This window comes from Flavobacterium sp. LC2016-23 (assembly GCF_009674775.1).
GTDB lineage: Bacteria > Bacteroidota > Bacteroidia > Flavobacteriales > Flavobacteriaceae > Flavobacterium.
Genome location: NZ_WKKE01000005.1, coordinates 12,470 through 29,967, shown reverse-complemented (window position 1 = coordinate 29,967; position 17,498 = coordinate 12,470). Strand labels below are relative to the sequence as shown.

The window sequence follows — 17,498 nt, the reverse complement described above, 5'->3', positions numbered from 1 at the left end:
GCCTGAAGTTGGCAAACTCCAGGCCTTTTCTCTACAAGAAATTATTTAAAATTGGCTAATAAAAGCGGGACTAAAACATTCCGCCACCGTCTTTATTAGTGTTGTCTTCTCTTTGTTTACGTTGCAGTTTTTTGATTTTTCCTCCTCCAAAGTTATAGGTTAAACCTAAATACACGGTTTGGCTCTCCCAGGTAAACTGCCCTGCCTGTGGATAAGGATACATCGTATCAAAAGCATATTTCATCGTATTGAATACGTCATTAAAACGTACGCTGATATTCATCTTGTTGTCTAACAATGTATAACGTGAACCTATGTCCATTTTGTACATTTCATGACTGTTATTTTGAAGTCCGTCACTTGGCCCTTTATAAAATCCGAATAACAGGAAGCTTAAACGTTTATTTACTTTAAAATTAGAGTTCATACGAGCATTGAAAGCCGATACAGTAATTTTTCTTTCGACTGGATTACTGGTTTTGGTTGGGCTATCATATAAAAATACAATCCCTTGCTGATTAATACTCGAGAAATCAATAGACGGAGAGATGTCCCACCACTTTGCAATTTTATAATTAAAAGACGCTTCAAATCCATAAGCGGTATTGCTATCGTAGTTGGTAAAAGACATAATTTGTTTTTTACCAGTCAGGTCGGCCACATCTGGATATAAAATTCTGCTGATCTGATCATTGATTTGTCTTACAAATACTCCGGCAGTAAAACTTCCTTTTTCTAATGTTTTGGTATAATTTACTTCAACTGAATTAGTAAACTGAGGTCTCAGTTCCGGATTTCCAAGTGAAGTTACCAAAGGAGTAGAAAATTCACGGATAGGTTTTGTCTGTTCTAAACTTGGTCGGTCTACACGACGGCTGTAACTAAGCTGTAACGTATTTTTCTCATTTAAGTTGTACGTCAAATAAGCAGAAGGATACAGCGTAATGTAATCATCATCAAATTTTTCTTTACCGTAATTCAGATTGGCCGCCACTTTATAACTTTCAAAACGGGCTCCTACCTGATAACTGAATTTTTTGAATTTCTGTCCGAAAGTTACATAAGCAGAATAAATATCCGTGTCATAAGTGTAATTCGACATTTGATCTTTTGCCGCAACAACAGGATTTCCAGTGGCATAATCATTGCCTGTTCTGGTAATTCTGGCTTCGGCACCGGCTTCAAGGGTTGATTTTTCGCTTAATGGATTTACATAATCAATGTTAAGTGTGCTTAACTGACGATCGCTTTTAATCAAATCGTTGTAAATTATATTATTCACCGTATTATCGGGAGCTGTCGTTTTAGTATCAAAATTGGCATTTTGAGTTTCTTTGCTATCGCTGTAGTTTCCTTCAAAATCTAAAGTATGGCCTTCTTTTTTGAAAATATGTTTATAGGCTAAATTATACGTACCGGTTTCTTCAGGTCCTGAATATTTAGATTTTTGAAAGATGTTTTTAATATCCGGATCCCCATTGTTATAATCAATATCAGTATCTACAAATCCTTTTCCGGTCGATTTATTCTGATTCGTGTAAAAAGACAAAGTATTGTGATCGTTGATCAGGAAATCCATACCAATTTTGTAGAGGTAAGAATCATTCTCATTTTTAATGTCCAGATCCTGTATAATATTCTCATCAAATCTTCTGATCAGGCCATCATTAAAATAAGTTCCGAAGTTTTGTCCCACATTCCCGAAAAAGTTCACTTTTCCGGTTTTGTAATTCAAATCCAGTGACTGATTGTATTTGGCCGTTTCACCAAAAGTAATTCCACCGCTGTAACTTCCGTTAAAACCAGTGTTTGCATTTTTATGCAAAATAATGTTGATAATTCCTGACATTCCTTCCGGATTGTATTTGGCACTTGGATTGGTAATCAGCTCAATTTTCTTGATAGAAGTTGAAGGAATCTGTTTTAATAACTGGGCAGGGTCAATATTACTGGGTCTTCCGTCAATTAAAACACGAACATTATCATTTCCGCGAAGCGAAAGTTTTCCATCCTGATCAACGTTTACAGAAGGAATATTGTTCATAATATCAGATGCCGAAGCTCCCGCTGTAGTAAGGTCTTTTCCGACAGTAACTACTTTTCGGTCAATTTTTTGTTCTATTGTCGAGCGTTCGTTTACAATGTTTACGCCTTTTAGCTGAGTCGCTTCTTCTTCAAGAGATACTTTTACAATTGCTTCCTTTTTGTTGTCACTTAAAATAACAGATCCGATATATTTTCGGAATCCAATGTACTGAATTTCGATGGTATAGTTTTTTAAAGCTAGATTTTTAATGCTGAAATCACCATTATCATCTGTATTTACTCCCGAAACTACTTTTCCGTTGTCTTTGATCGAAACCGTAGCATATGAAATGGGAGCATTGTTCGATTTTTCGGTAATTTTTCCGGAGACTGTCCCCGAATTCTGTGCCTGTGCTGTTGCCATTACACCAAGTAATGCAAACAGAAAGAATTTTAATTTCATAATGTGGTAACTGATTGATTTGATTTGATTGATGATGATGCTTGTTTTTAGTTTTTCTTTTTTTCTTTGGAAATAAATTCAAAGTCCCTATTAAGACTCTTTTGTGGTGGATATGTTACAGAAAAATTAAAATAAATTTTGTTTTTTTGGAAGATCTGCTGTTTTATAATGGATTAAGGTTTTAGTTTTTTGATAATTTTAACAATTGAAACATTGAGTTTTTTGTGAAATTCTGACTCTTTTCAGGAATTTTATATGTTTTTGATTTTCTCTAATTGATGAATAAGCAGTATATTTGCTCACTTTAAAATAAGTTTACATGTCGTTATCACAAATTCTTACACCTTCTATACAAAAAGCAATACAAGCATTATTTGATGTTACTGTTGATAAAATTGAGTTTCAGACTACCAGAAAAGAGTTTGAGGGCGATATTACCATGGTGCTATTTCCTTTATTAAAAGTGATTAAAAGCAATCCGGTCGAGTTAGGAAATAAAATTGGAAATTATCTGGTTGAAAATGTTACTGAAGTAGCGCGTTTCAACGTAGTATCCGGTTTTTTAAATATTGTAATTGCCGATAGTTATTATTTGAATTTCTTTAATGAAATAAAAGACAATGCAAAATTTGGTTATGCAACTCCGAATCCGGAGGAGAAAGCCATTATGGTCGAATATTCTTCGCCAAATACCAACAAACCTTTGCACCTGGGACACGTTCGTAACAATCTGTTAGGATATTCCGTTGCGGAAATTATTAAAGCCTCAGGTAAAAAAGTATATAAAACACAAATCATCAACGATCGTGGAATTCATATCTGCAAATCGATGCTGGCGTGGGAGAAATTCGGAAACGGAGAAACTCCGGAAAGTTCTAATTTAAAAGGAGATAAATTAGTAGGGAAATATTATGTAGAGTTTGATAAAGCGTATAAAGCTGAAATCTCTCAATTGATGGAATCCGGTAAAACAGAGGAAGAAGCCAAAAAACAGGCTCCAATTATTATGGAAGCCCAGGATATGCTTAAAAAATGGGAAGCCGGTGATGAAAAAGTGATCACACTGTGGAAAATGATGAACCAGTGGGTTTATGACGGCTTTGCGACTACGTACGCTAATCTTGGTGTTAATTTTGACAAATATTATTACGAAAGTAATACGTATTTACTAGGGAAAGACGTCGTTCAGGTTGGACTTGATAGAGGGGTTTTCGAAAAAGATCCTGATGGTTCAGTCTGGATTGATTTGACAGATGAAGGTCTGGATCGTAAAATTGTACTTCGTTCAGACGGAACAGCCGTTTATATGACCCAGGATATCGGAACGGCCATTCAGCGTGTGAAAGATATGCCCGATGTTGGCGGAATGGTTTATACGGTCGGTAACGAGCAGGATTATCACTTTAAAGTTTTATTCTTAATCCTGAAAAAATTAGGCTTCGACTGGGCTTCAAGTTTGTATCATTTATCATACGGAATGGTGGATTTACCTTCCGGAAAAATGAAAAGCCGTGAAGGAACCGTCGTAGATGCCGATGATTTAATGCAGGATATGACCGATACGGCAAAACAAATTTCTGAGGATTTAGGAAAACTGGATAGTTATTCTGCCGAAGAAAAAGAGAAATTGTACAAAACAATTGGTCTTGGTGCCCTTAAATATTACATTTTAAAAGTAGATCCTAAAAAACGTATTTTGTTCAATCCGGAAGAATCAGTAGATTTTGCAGGAAATACAGGTCCGTTTATTCAATATACGTACGCCAGAATCCAGTCGATTATTCGTAAAGCCGATTTCGATTTTTCAAGTAAAACAGATACGACAGCGTTACACGAAAAAGAAAAGGAACTCGTAAAACAAATCGAACTTTTCCCGGAAGTAATTCAAAATGCCGCGCAGAATCACAGTCCGGCCTTAATTGCTAATTATACTTACGATCTGGTAAAAGAATACAACTCATTTTATCAGTCCGTACATATTTTAGGCGAAGTTGATCTGACTAAAAAAGTATTCAGAGTCCAGCTCTCCCAAAAAGTGGCTGAAGTTATAAAAGCTGCTTTTACCTTATTAGGAATTGAAGTTCCGGAGAGAATGTAAACTTTATTAAATAGATTTAAAGAAGCCGATGGTAATTCACTATCGGCTTTTTTTTTGCTTAAATATTTGAATATGTGGTTTTTAGGTTTGTTAAAATAAGCATATATAAGATTTATGAAATATATTTTAAAAATAAAGTAAGATTTTATTTGCATATATAAATATATTATATTAATTTTCCTACGTTGTTTAAATGCAAAATTCGAGAGGTCAGTTTAGGCCAAATTTGCAGCTCAGATACCACAGAAGAGTCATTCTTAAACAATCCATACAAATATCCACAAATGCTGATTTTTAGAGATTAGAGATATTCTCCTTATTATTCATTTTTAATTATTTTGAATTAGTACCCTTGTAGTTATTAATAGAAATAAGGATAAACCGTCTGAATAAATTTTGGACGGTTTTTTATTTTTCTGCAAAACGGTTTAATGAAATTTCAAATGTGACTTACAGCACTTTTTTTTTTGAATTTTCTATTTGCTGTTTTTACTCTCTAGCAGTTTTGTTAAAACATTGAAATAAATCTTATTAATGTAAGATTTTACTGTACTTGATATTTTATAATTGTTTTTAAAGTAGTATAAAGTTTACATTTCATAATGTTAAATATATAATTATTCTTGTTAAAAATATTTTAATTTAATAAGTTCGGCCCATAATTTTAAAATTAAAAATCATGAAACAAAAATTAAAAGGATTAATGTCCCTGTTTTTCGCGCTTGTTTTGCAATTTACTTTTGCACAGGAAAAAACAGTGACAGGAAAAGTTTCTGACAATGCAGGAATGCCTTTGCCCGGCGTTAGTGTTTTGGTTAAAGGAACGAAATTAGGAACTCAGACCGATTTTGACGGAAAATATGCTATTCGGGTAGCATCGAATCAGGTATTGGTATTTAGTTATATCGGAATGAAGACCCAGGAGGTACCAGCGACAGCATCGATGATTAATGTTAAATTAACTGACAATGCACAAGAACTGGAAGGGGTTGTGGTGACAACTGCATTAGGAATTAAAAGAGATCGAAAGTCTCTTGGTTATGCGACACAGGAGGTCAACGGGGAAGATCTGACAAAAGTGAATACCGGAAATGTTTCTAATTCAATCGCAGGTAAAGTGGCTGGTATTGAAATAAAAAGAAGTGGTAATATCGGAGGATCGACCAATGTGGTCATACGTGGTTCCAAATCAATTACCGGAAACAATCAGGCTCTTTGGGTCGTTGACGGTATACCGCTAAACAATGACAATTCGAACTCGGCTGAGCAAAAGATGGGGCGTTCCGGTTTTGATTATGGAAATGCTGCGTCAGATATTAACCCTGATGACATTGAAACTATAAACGTACTTAAAGGAGCTGCGGCATCTGCCCTGTATGGTTCAAGAGCAGGGAATGGTGTAATTATTGTCACCACTAAAAAGGGAAGAAAAGGAAAAGGGCTAGGGATTTCCTTTAGCTCAGGTATCTCAACCGGGACTGCTGACAAAAAAACACTTCCTCAGTATCAGAAACAATACGGTGGTGGGGACAGTTCTGTATTCAGTTCAAAAGTAGATTTGGGACAAGGGTCGTTTCCAACAATAGTATCAGAAGATGCTTCATGGGGTCCGGCATTCAATTCATCTCAACGAGTATATAACTGGAATTCTTATTATCCTGAATTATCCACTTTTGGGAAAACTTCACCATGGATGGCTGCTAAAAACGATCCACTTTCCTTTTTTAAACACGCTACGACTTATACAAACAATATTGCGATCAGTAATGGAAATGAAAATGGAACTTTTAGATTTGGTTATACTAATTTTGATCAGACGGGAATCTTGCCTAATAGCTCCATAAAGAAAAACAACTTTAATTTTTCGGGGAGCTATAAAGTAAGCAGTAAAACAGAGATCGCCGCAACTGCAAATTATATTGCTTCCGGCGGAACAGGATTAAACGATACGGGATATTCAGATAATATTCTGGGGAGTTTCAGACAATGGTGGCATACTGATGTAGATCTTAAAGAGCAGGAACGTGCCTATCTGTCAACAGGTAAAAATATTACCTGGAATCCCAGATCTACCACAAATACAACTCCTCTATATTGGGACAACCCTTATTTTGGAAGATATGAGAATTACAACAATTTTAGCAGGGATCGTTTCTTTGGTAACTTTACCATTAACACTGAAATTACAAACTGGTTTTCTGTAACAGGAAGAGGAGCATTAGATACCTATGCAGAAACTCAGGAAGAAAGAGTAGCTGTAGGATCGGGTGTAGACAGCAATATTTCAGGGTATTCCAGATACGACAAGAGATTCAGAGAAATTAATCTTGACCTGTTACTGAATTTTAAAACGAAAATTGCAGAAGACTTTAACTTTAGGGGATTACTTGGAGCATCAAGCAGAAGAAGCAGACTGAGTTCTATACGAGCATCAACAAACGGGGGATTGTTAATTCCAAAAATGTATGCACTTTCTAATTCCGTTAGCGGCATAGAAAATCCAAGGGAATTTTTAGATGAACGTGGAGTCAATAGTGCCTATGCAAGTGCCTCTTTCGATTACAAGGAAACTTTTTTCATTGAAGGAACTTTTAGAATAGATGAATCATCTACGCTGCCTTCAAAAGATTCGAAGTACAATTATCCGTCTGTTACAGGAACTTATATTTTTAGTAAACATTTGAATTTACCCTGGTTAGAATTTGGTAAGTTACGGGTTAATTTTGCTCAAACGGGAAATGATGCCGAGGTACATGTAATTAGTCCGGTTTACACTAAGGGTACTAATTTTAATGATAATCCAATATTTTCCAATGAAAATATACGTAAAAATCCCAACTTAAAATCTGAAACTATTGATGGTCAGGAAGCCGGAATTGAGTTGCAATTCTTTAAGCGAAGAATTGGTCTTGAAGCTTCTGTTTATAAAACTACGACTAAAGACCTGATTATGGATATCACTACAGGTTCTGAGACAGGATACAGCGGAACAACAACCAATGCCGGAAAACTTACAAATAAAGGTTTAGAATTGACGCTTACTTTAGTTCCTGTAAAAACACAAAATTTCTCCTGGACTTCAAAAATCAACTGGAATAAAAACGAGAGTAAAGTTGTATCGTTAGCAGATGGTCTTCAGCAGGTAGTTATAGGTACTTTTAATCAGGGAACAAGCTTAAATGCCATTCCGGGCCAGCCACTTGGAGTAATTAAAGGTTCCGGGTACAGATATTTAAATGGAGAAAGAGTGGTATTGCCAAATGGAAACTACGATAGAGTGAGTAACGTGGATATTGGAAATGTAACTCCGGACTGGACAGGCGGTATCAACAATATTTTTAATTACAAAAGATTAACTTTTAGCTTTTTAATTGATATTAAAAAAGGAGGAGATGTCTTTTCATTAGATCAGGCGTATGGGCAAGCAAGTGGTCTTTATCAAAATACCGTTGGAACAAATGATTTAGGGAATCCAATTCGTAATAAGCTTAATGATGTAAAACCAGGAGGTCAAATCTTACCGGGTGTTCAGGCTGATGGCACTCCTAATAAAGTGAGAGCGGCGGTTACAACTGATAAAGGAGAATCTAACTTAGGATACAAATCTTTTCCAAATCAGGCATTTGTATATGACGCCTCTTATGTCAAATTAAGAGAGGTTTCTATTGCCTATCAATTACCAGCAAAGCTTTTAGAGGGAACATTTATGAATAATGTGACTTTTGCCGCAAATGGAAGCAACCTATGGATTATTCACAAAAACTTACCATATGCAGACCCTGAGGCTGGTTTTAGTTCCGGAAATTTCCAGGGATTCCAAACTGGTGTTATGCCATCAGTAAGAGAAATTAGCTTTAGTGTAAAAGTTCAATTCTAAAAATCAAAAAAATGAAGAAATTAAAATACCCTATACTGTTTGTAATCTTAGCATTAAGTTTAAACTCCTGCGACAATCTCGAAGATTTAAACGAGGATACTAAAGCATATGTTAAACCTGTTCCTGAGGCTCTTATGTCTTCAGCACAGGAACAATATGCTGTTTTTTTAAACAATGCATCTGCCAATAGAAATAATTTCAGATTGTATGTACAGCAATGGTCAGCGATTGCTTATCCGGATGAATCCAGATATGAGATGGCCGCCCGTTCGTTGGGAAATGCTAACTGGCAATTACTTTACAGAGATGTGCTGAAAGACTTAATCGATGCTCAGAATAAAATTGCAAACGCACCCGTATTAGACGCTCAGGCAATTGCTGTAAAACAAAATAAAATTGCAATTCTGGAAATTCAGATTGTACAGGTATACCAGACTCTGGTAGATCTTTACGGTAATGTACCTTATTTTGATGCGATAAAGACTGGTAACTGGCTGCCAAAATATGATGACGGACTTACCATTTACAAAGACTTGGCAAGTCGTTTAACTGCAGCGATAAGTAAATTAAACACGTCATATGGTAGTTTTGACGGAGCGGATTTAATTTATAAAGGAGATGTTGCCAAGTGGAAGAAATACGGAAATTCTATTCAAATTAGATTAGGAATGCAATTATCAGATGTAGATACGGCTCTTGCTAAAACTTTGGTTGAAAGTGCTTACAATTCGGGTGCAATGACAAGCAATGCTGACAATGCTATTTTTCAATACACGTCTGCTAAACCACATTTCAATCCAAACTACGAAGATTTTAAAAGTAGGGCAGATTTTGCTATATCAGGCTTATTCGCAGATGCCTTAAATGATCTTAAGGATCCCAGAAGAGACTTCTACTTTGATCCAGCTTCTAAAAAAGGAGGTGTATATGTGGGTGCACCGTATGGTTTGAAAGCTGATATTGTTACTGTTTCTTTATTCAACCCAGCCTTAAAAGAAATCAATTTCAAAGGAGACCTTTTTGATTATGCTGAAACATCTTTTTTGTTAGCCGATGCTGCTAACAGAGGATGGGCAGTTGGTGCTGCAGGTACGCATTATACTAATGGTATTACGGCAAGTATGAAATATTGGGGGGTAGCAGATACAGATATTGCAGCTTATCTCGCACAAACTAATGTTGCTTTCGCCACCGCAATAGGAAGTAATGCTAAAGAAAGAATCGCATATCAAATGTGGATTGCCTATTATAACAGAGGATTTGAAGCCTGGACAGCATACAGAAGACTTGATTTTCCAAAACTTCAGGCACCATCTACAGCTGTCGATGCTGCCGAGAAAAAAGTCCCTGTGAGAATGGTTTATTCCCACTTAGCTTCCTCTACAAATGGTATCAATTACACTGCTGCTTCAGCTGCAATTGGAGGGGATAAAATGACAACCAAATTATTTTGGGATAAATATTAGAATTAAACAAATTCTGATTCATACAATAAAAACCTTTATTCATTTTTAACTATTTTGAATTAGTAAGCTTTTAGTATAACTGATAAAGGTAAACCGTTTAAATTAATTTTTAAACGGTTTTTTTCTGTAAAAAAGCCGATAATCCTGAAACTATCGGCTTTTTACAACTAACACAAACATTTTTATTTTACGAACTTGTCGATAATAGCATCACTTTCTGCTTTTGTCGCGTTTGGTTTTAAATCAAACAATAAAGAGTAAAGGGCTTTTCTATCTACTTTTGCTTCTAAGTTTAAGTCTTGATGTCTGTCAAAAAGGGTCTGCCATTTGTCACGGACATTTTTCCAGAGCGCATTATTTTCTTTCCACCATTTCTGACCGGCAATGCATTTGCTGTCCGGAACTTTTGTGTAAACATCAAATCCTTTTTCCTGAGCCAGTAGAACATCTTTTCCGCTATCATCTCTGATGATTTTATCATTATCCTGTTCATGATTCCATCCGGTAGGGGTGATTTCGTGAATATTTCTTCTTTTTAAAACATTATAGTCATTACGTTTGGTCTGCTCTCTTCTTGGAAGAGGAGCATCAGCCACATTCGACCAGTAGTTTTGTCCGTCTACATGAATCCAGGTGGAAGATCCTTCATATCTTGGACTGTCATCTACCTGAAATACTTTTTGAGTCCATTGTCCTTTTACGGCTTTTGGGTCCAGTTTTTTATATTTCCAGGAATTGTTTTTATCAAATGAATAAAGCTCTGTGTTTTCATACAACCAGTCTTGTCTCCAGTGTTTGATAATCATGTCATCACTTACAATCAATAAGTGCTGCATCACAATTTTATTTGGAGTGTCTTCTAAAAGTTCTACCCATTCTAAAGCAGATTCATGCTTCGTCTCAGAAGGTTTGTAAGCAGCTGAATCTTTAGCGTATTGAAAAGTTTCTGCAAAATTAAACTTCACTTCATAACAACCGCACATCGATTTGATTGATTTGATGTCTAGTTGTTTTTTGTCCTGACTGAAACCAAGACCGCAAGTCAAAGCCATGAAGGCCGAAAAATAGAGGCTTTTTGTAATCATAACGTATTATTTTGATTTTAAAGTTTTGGCAAATATATGTTTTTTATTTAGAATAAATAAAAATAGTTTCTATATTTGCGTCATTATTAAGATTGAATAAAAATAATGAAAATAAAACTTAGCCTTTTTACAGTTGCTTTTTTTTGCCAAATTTCTTTTGCACAACAAAAGGATACTACGACTGTAAATAAACTTTCTGAAGTGGTTGTTACCGGACAGTTTGAACCACAATCAATAAAAAAATCAGTTTTTAATGTTCGTGTGATTTCAAGTCAGGACATACAAAATTTAGCAGCAAATAATTTAGCAGATGTCTTAAATCAGTATTTAAACATTACCGTAAGGCCAAGTAGTACAAGTGGAAGATCAACTGTTTCCTTATTTGGTTTAGATGCACAGTATTTTAAAATTTTGGTTGATAATGTTCCTTTGGTTAATGAAGCAGGTTTGGGAAATAACACCGATTTATCTCAGATTAATCTTAATGATGTAGATCATATTGAAATTGTCGAGGGTTCAATGGGAGTTACATATGGCGGGAATGCAGTTAGCGGTATCTTAAATATAATTACAAAAAAATCATCACAATATAAATGGGGTATAAATGCTTCAGTTCAGGAAGAAACCGTTAGTAACGAGTACGCTCTATTTAAAGAAGGGAGACACATTCAGTCTTTAAGGGTTTCTCATAATTTTAATAAAAACTGGTTTGTTTCATTGGGCGCAAATCGTAATGACTTTCAAGGCTATCTGAGCGATAAAAATGGAATCGATTATAATGAAAATGATGGTACACGCGGCTACAGATGGTTGCCGAAAGATCAGTTAAACAGTACAGCATTAATTGCTTACAGCAAAGATAATTTTCGTTTTTTCTATAAGTTTGAATACCTGGATGAAAACGTAGACTATTATAATAGTACTGTGCAATCAGGTTTTAGTCCCGTTAAAGGATCTTATAGGTATGCTGATGATAAAAGATATTTAACAAACAGGTACTTCCATAATTTAAATGCAACAGGTAAAATATTTTATCAGCTGAATTATAATGTTTCTCTTTCGCATCAAAAACAACAACGTGATGTTGAAGATTTTAGATATCTTTTCGCAACTAAGGATGAGGCAAATAATGTTAAGGTAAAAGACCAGTCGATGGAAGTTTTATACTCCACGGGAACATTAAGTAATTTTTTTACGGATAAGAAAGTTGATTTGCAATTAGGGTATGAATTTGTAAACAATCAGGGATATTCACTGGTTCAGGAGGCCAGCAATATTTTTGTGCCAGTTCGAAAAACGATTGAGAATTATGATTTTTTTGCTTCTTCTGAGATTATGGCAACTCAAAGATTTTCGATTCGGCCGGGATTAAGGTTTTCAGCTCAGTCAAAGTTTGAAAATCAATATGCTTCTTCGGTAGGATTGAGATACTTATTTGATAAAGGAGTTGAGGTTCGCGGTTCCTATGGAAACGGATTCCGTACACCAACGTTTGAAGAGCTATATTCCAAACTAATCTTTGATGGACATTTTTTTATCGGGAACGAAAATCTTATCCCCGAAACCAGTACTTCTTATGAAACCAGTTTTAAAAAGACAACTGTATTTTCTTCAGGATTACAAATGTCAAATACGCTGTCCGGTAGTTATTTAGATGTAAATGACCGAATAGATATGGCATTGACAGGATTTAATACAGATACAGGTAATCCGGAATATCAATATATCAATATAAGTAAATATAAAGTGTGGAATTTTTCAACAACGAATCAATTCCGAAAAGATAATTTGGGATTTAATTTTGGAGCTGCAATAATTGGCGTCTCACAAAAAATAGAGAATAAGATGTTTACATCAGATGATAAATTTCTTTATTCCTTTAATCTAAATGCAAGTTTTTCTTATTTCCTTCCAAAATGGAAAACTACATTTTCCGGATATTATAAATATAATGGAAAAACACAACGCTTTATAGAAGGTTCTTCTTCATTCATCTTATCAGATATCGGACAAAGTAACTGGCTTGATATGTCAGCGCGTAAAAATTTCCTTAAAGAAAAATTTGAAGTTACAATTGGAGCCAGAAATCTTTTTGATATCACCAATGTAAATCAGACAAACACAAATCAAACGGCCGGACATGCAGCGCCAGGAGAAGTAATGCTGGCTTACGGACGTTCGTACTTTTTAAAATTAGCATATAACCTTAATCTTTAATATAAAACAGAAATACAATGAAAAAACTATTATTTTTATCAATAGCCTTATTATCACTAGCAGCATGTTCAAGTGACGACGATAATACACCTACTGCAGAAGTACCTTCAGTAGGAGCAACTTTACAACCTTCCGTTGGAGGTCCAAATCAGCCCAATCAGATTTATCTTGACTTAAGTACGGCACAATCTAAGTCTGTAAACAGAACGGCCTGGGATTTCGGTTTTTCTTCAGGGTCAGATTTTAGAGTAATATTAAACGGATCTCTTAAAATGGCTGCAAAAAAGTTAGCTACCTCAGATATTACTTTACCTCAGACAAGTGATCCGGCTGTTTTGGCTATTGGAGGTGAAAATCTTGCATCAAATGGGTATGTTGATAACCCAACAGGAATTTTAGCCGGAGCCGGAGCCGGAATTGGAACTGCAATTGCTGAGATTTCAGCGACTGATGCAGATAATAAAGTTTATTTAGTAAACCTTGGATTAGCTGTTGGAACTGCAAAACCAGGTCTTGGTTCAGTGAGTGTTGATGGTGAAGCCAGAGGTTGGAAAAAAGTTAGAATTTTAAGAAGTGGAAATGGATATAAAATTCAATATGCAGATTTAGCCTCAGCAACTTTTACAGAGAAAATCATTACTAAAGATGCCGCTTTCAACTTTTCATTCTTTAGCGTAGTTTCTGGAAATACTGTTTCTGTTGAGCCTGAAAAAGAAAAATGGGATTTGAATTTTACCACATTTACCAATTACCTGAACATGGGGAATGGTGAAGTTACTTACGGTTATGCCGATTTTATTACCACAAATTTAAAAGGAGGAGCGCAGGTTTATCAGGTTTTAGTTGCTGCAGGAGGATCTTATGCCGATTTTACAAAAGCAAAAGTGGTTGAAGATAATTTTAAAGCTTCGCTAACAGATCAAAGAATAATTGGAGCCAGCTGGAGAAATGGCGGTAGTGATACAACATTGCCAAGTATCAGAACAGATCGTTTTTATGTAGTAAAAGATGGAGCCGGAAACTACTATAAAGTGAAATTCCTTTCGATGTTGAATGAAGCGGGAGAGAGAGGAAATGTAACGCTTGAGTATGCGATACTAAAATAATTCACAGCGAAAATTAAAAACTATAAAGATTATTTATTCTAATAAATGCGAAAGCAGAATTTCAATTCATCATTAGCTTTGTTTTTTTTATTTTTTTTTTGAGAGGTTAGATTTATCTGGCCTCTTTTTTTGTTTTATTTTAATCGTTAAAAAAAATTATAAATTAACGTTTAATCCTATCTTTGCCGATGTTTTTTATTGGAATTAACAGAAATTTTAAAAATCAGGGTTTTAAAAACCGCTCTTCAAAATTTATAAGTACTAAGTGAATACAAAATCTTATTTTTTTCAGTCTTTTGCAATTGTAGCATTAGCATTCATAGCTTTCATTGGATTTAAACAAATCTTACCGGATAAAATTTTTTCGGAAGGCAAGCTGGATTCCAAAAATGTACTTATTGACAGTCTGCTCTTAGAGTCGGTTGCCAATGATTCATTATCTCAAAAAGGAGACAGTATTTCTGAAGATGAAAAGAAAGAAGCAGGAGAAAAAATTGTCTTTGATGCTTCTGAAGGAATTGAATTCCCGCCTGAAACTTTCGATAATTATAAAGGATATCAATACCTGATTTCTTTTTATGAGAAATTATATCAATTGGAAAAAAATCCACAATCTAAAGTCCGAATCGCTTACTATGGGGATTCTATGACCGACGGTGACTTAATTGTACAAGACGTGCGAATGAATTATCAGGAGCGTTTTGGAGGAAACGGAGTAGGTTTTGTTTCGATAATCTCTGAATCTTCCGCTTCAAGAGGTTCTGTTAAAACACTTTTTTCCAAAAACTGGAAAACACAATCCTATTTAAATGTAAAAAGACCAACAAGCCCTTTCGGAGTAAACGGACATGTGTTTTTTGCAAATGACAAATCAAATTCTACCTGGGTACAATACGAGGCAGGACTGACTAAATTCTCGACGACTTTAGATAACCCGACTTTGTTTTACGGAAAGGCCTCTAAAAAAGGGAATGTGAATTTTATTATAGGCAAAGACACTTTGCGAAAAACCCTCTCTCCAAATAATCTGGTGAATACCCTGAAAGTGACTTCAGGAAGTATAAAATCATTCAAAGCAAATTTCATACAGGCTGATTCTATCCCGATTTATGGATTTAATTTTGATAATGGAAGCGGTGTCCATGTAGATAACTTTTCGCAAAGAGGAAATTCAGGATTGCCGATTTCAATGTTTAATGCAGGCGTAATGCAGGCATTCAATAATAACCTGAAATACGACCTGATCATCCTGCATTACGGAACCAATGTTTTGAATTACGGGACTAAAAATTATTCCTGGTATCAGAGAGGGATGAAAAAGACAGTAGCCAAAATAAAAGAATCTTTTCCGGGAGTTTCCATTCTGATTGTTTCAACAGCTGATAAATCGACGAAATATGATCTTGAAATGAAAACCGATTCGGCTGTGGTTCCTTTAATGAAAGCACAGAAAAGATATGCCCTCGATACCGAATCGGGATTTGTGAATTTGTACACCTTAATGGGGGGCGACGGGTCAATGGTAAAATGGGTAGATGAAGCTCCGGCCAGAGCCAATAAAGATTATACGCACTTTAACCAGCGTGGAGCAAAGGCCATCGGAAATTTATTATACAGTCAGTTAAATAAAGGTTACGAAGAATATAAAGTACTGCGTGAAAAACGCGAAGCAGGGGAGCGACCAAAACCTGTTAGAAAAACTAAAGCAGATTCCGTATCTGTGATAAAAGATAGTGTAAATGAATAAACTTATTATTTTCTTTTGCTGTCTTTTATGGTCGGCAAACAGTAAAGCGCAAAAGTCCGTCTCACTTTCAACAATTAAAGACATGATTAGTAAAATCGATACCGCTACGATTGAAACGTATACAGGGAATCACATTTATAATGCCCAGGTATTAGAAAGTGTTTTTGAGAAATTAAAAGAAAATGAGAGTGGCAAAAACCAGAAAATAAATATTGTTCACATTGGCGATTCTCATATTCAGGGAGATTTAATGACCAATAAAATCAGAAAGATTTTGCAGCAGCAGTTCGGAAATGCGGGTCGCGGTTTTGTTTTTCCGTATCAACTGGCAAAAACAAATGGCTCTTATAACGAACGATTTTATTCGAACAGGGCCTGGGAAAGCTATCGAAATATACATCCCGTAAAAAACAGACCAGTTGGTGTAAGCGGCATTGGACTCTGGAGAGATAACGGAGGTTTTGCAGTACAATTAAATATAAAAGATCCGGCTTATAAATTCAACTCGATTCATATTATCACGCCGCAAAATCAAAATATGTTTGATTTGGCCATATCTTCTCAAACGAATATCATACAATCTACGGAACGAAAAGTGATAACGCATAAAATAAAAAAAGGAGAAGCTATTTCTGTAATTGCTGATAAATATAATATTTCAATTGCCGAAATTAAAAAGGCAAACGGGCTGAAATCAAATAATATCCGGGCAGGCAGAACGCTGAAAATACCTACAAATGAAACAAAGCCAAAAACGATTAAAAGCTCAGAATTTGTTCCGCTAAATCTTACTTCGGATTCTTTTTCACATTATTATAACTCCGAAAAAGCATTAGATAAAATTTACCTGATCCCGAATAAAAGTGCATCAGAATTTGAACTTAACGGATTGGTTCTTGAAAAAGATGCTCCGGGAATAACTTACAGCGGAATCGGGGTAAATGGTGCTAAATTTTCAGACTATAATAAATATCCTCTGTTTTTTGAACAATTAAAAGCGCTGAAACCTGATTTGTTGATTTTTTCCCTCGGAACAAATGAAAGTTACGACAACATGGAAGCTTCGGCATATATTAGAGAATTGCGGGAATTTATAAGTAATCTTAAGCAACAAAAAATTGATGTACCTATTATTGTAATGACACCGCCGCCTTCACTGCACAGAAAAAGAAAACCGAATATTTACGTGAAAGAATACGCAGAACGTATTAATAACGTTGCAGAAAAAGATGATTTTGCAGTTTGGGATTTATACGACGAATTTGGCGGTTTAAATGGAGTCAGGGCATTAAGAGCGGAAGGATTAATTGGTCCTGACTTCGTTCATTATTCTAAAAAAGGATATGAAAAACAAGCAAAACTCTTTACAGAGGCATTTTTAAGAGCATACGATAATTTTAAATTTAAAAAGTAA

9 protein-coding genes are annotated in these 17,498 nt (G+C 35.2%); 7 read left to right on the top strand and 2 right to left on the bottom strand.

Annotated elements, in window-relative coordinates; all coding sequences use genetic code 11:
- Positions 1 to 70 precede the first annotated feature (70 nt).
- Positions 71 to 2,488, bottom strand: coding sequence for a TonB-dependent receptor domain-containing protein (locus GJU43_RS05275; protein WP_154339777.1), 2,418 nt, complete (start codon positions 2,486 to 2,488; stop codon positions 71 to 73).
- A 319-nt stretch (positions 2,489 to 2,807) separates the two neighbouring features.
- Between GJU43_RS05275 and argS the strand changes: the two genes are divergently transcribed.
- From argS to GJU43_RS05260, 3 genes are all read left to right on the top strand, one after another.
- Positions 2,808 to 4,586, top strand: coding sequence for an arginine--tRNA ligase (argS, locus tag GJU43_RS05270; RefSeq protein ID WP_154339776.1), 1,779 nt, complete (start codon positions 2,808 to 2,810; stop codon positions 4,584 to 4,586).
- Positions 4,587 to 5,265: 679 nt separating this feature from the next.
- Positions 5,266 to 8,463, top strand: coding sequence for a SusC/RagA family TonB-linked outer membrane protein (locus tag GJU43_RS05265; protein ID WP_154339775.1), 3,198 nt, complete (start codon positions 5,266 to 5,268; stop codon positions 8,461 to 8,463).
- Positions 8,464 to 8,474: 11 nt separating this feature from the next.
- Positions 8,475 to 9,929 carry a SusD/RagB family nutrient-binding outer membrane lipoprotein gene (locus GJU43_RS05260; RefSeq protein WP_154339774.1) on the top strand — a complete coding sequence of 485 codons (1,455 nt, stop codon included), beginning with the start codon at positions 8,475 to 8,477 and terminating at the stop codon, positions 9,927 to 9,929.
- 182 nt (positions 9,930 to 10,111) lie between these two features.
- On the opposite strand, the gene GJU43_RS05255 is transcribed toward GJU43_RS05260, so the two are convergent.
- Entirely contained in the window at positions 10,112 to 11,014 is a 903-nt protein-coding gene (locus tag GJU43_RS05255) for a DUF6607 family protein (RefSeq protein WP_154339773.1), read from the bottom strand.
- 105 nt (positions 11,015 to 11,119) lie between these two features.
- Here GJU43_RS05255 and GJU43_RS05250 point away from each other — a divergent pair, with 105 nt between their 5' ends.
- The 4 genes from GJU43_RS05250 (at position 11,120) to GJU43_RS05235 (ending at position 17,498) form a co-directional block, all read left to right on the top strand.
- On the top strand, positions 11,120 to 13,231 hold the full coding sequence (locus GJU43_RS05250) for a TonB-dependent siderophore receptor (RefSeq protein ID WP_154339772.1): 2,112 nt from the start codon (positions 11,120 to 11,122) through the stop codon (positions 13,229 to 13,231).
- A gap of 17 nt (positions 13,232 to 13,248) precedes the next feature.
- Positions 13,249 to 14,337, top strand: coding sequence for an HmuY family protein (locus GJU43_RS05245; protein ID WP_154339771.1), 1,089 nt, complete (start codon positions 13,249 to 13,251; stop codon positions 14,335 to 14,337).
- A gap of 265 nt (positions 14,338 to 14,602) precedes the next feature.
- On the top strand, positions 14,603 to 16,084 hold the full coding sequence (locus GJU43_RS05240; RefSeq protein WP_370455500.1) for an SGNH/GDSL hydrolase family protein: 1,482 nt from the start codon (positions 14,603 to 14,605) through the stop codon (positions 16,082 to 16,084).
- Complete coding sequence (locus GJU43_RS05235; protein WP_154339770.1) at positions 16,077 to 17,498, top strand: GDSL-type esterase/lipase family protein; 1,422 nt, start codon at positions 16,077 to 16,079, stop codon at positions 17,496 to 17,498. The genes GJU43_RS05240 and GJU43_RS05235 overlap by 8 nt, the downstream gene beginning before the upstream one ends.

Coding starts and splice junctions, on each gene's coding strand:
- GJU43_RS05275 (WP_154339777.1), bottom strand. CDS start 2,488: ATGAAATTAAAATTCTTTCTGTTTGCATTACTTGGTGTAATGGCAACA.
- argS (WP_154339776.1), top strand. CDS start 2,808: ATGTCGTTATCACAAATTCTTACACCTTCTATACAAAAAGCAATACAA.
- GJU43_RS05265 (WP_154339775.1), top strand. CDS start 5,266: ATGAAACAAAAATTAAAAGGATTAATGTCCCTGTTTTTCGCGCTTGTT.
- GJU43_RS05260 (WP_154339774.1), top strand. CDS start 8,475: ATGAAGAAATTAAAATACCCTATACTGTTTGTAATCTTAGCATTAAGT.
- GJU43_RS05255 (WP_154339773.1), bottom strand. CDS start 11,014: ATGATTACAAAAAGCCTCTATTTTTCGGCCTTCATGGCTTTGACTTGC.
- GJU43_RS05250 (WP_154339772.1), top strand. CDS start 11,120: ATGAAAATAAAACTTAGCCTTTTTACAGTTGCTTTTTTTTGCCAAATT.
- GJU43_RS05245 (WP_154339771.1), top strand. CDS start 13,249: ATGAAAAAACTATTATTTTTATCAATAGCCTTATTATCACTAGCAGCA.
- GJU43_RS05235 (WP_154339770.1), top strand. CDS start 16,077: ATGAATAAACTTATTATTTTCTTTTGCTGTCTTTTATGGTCGGCAAAC.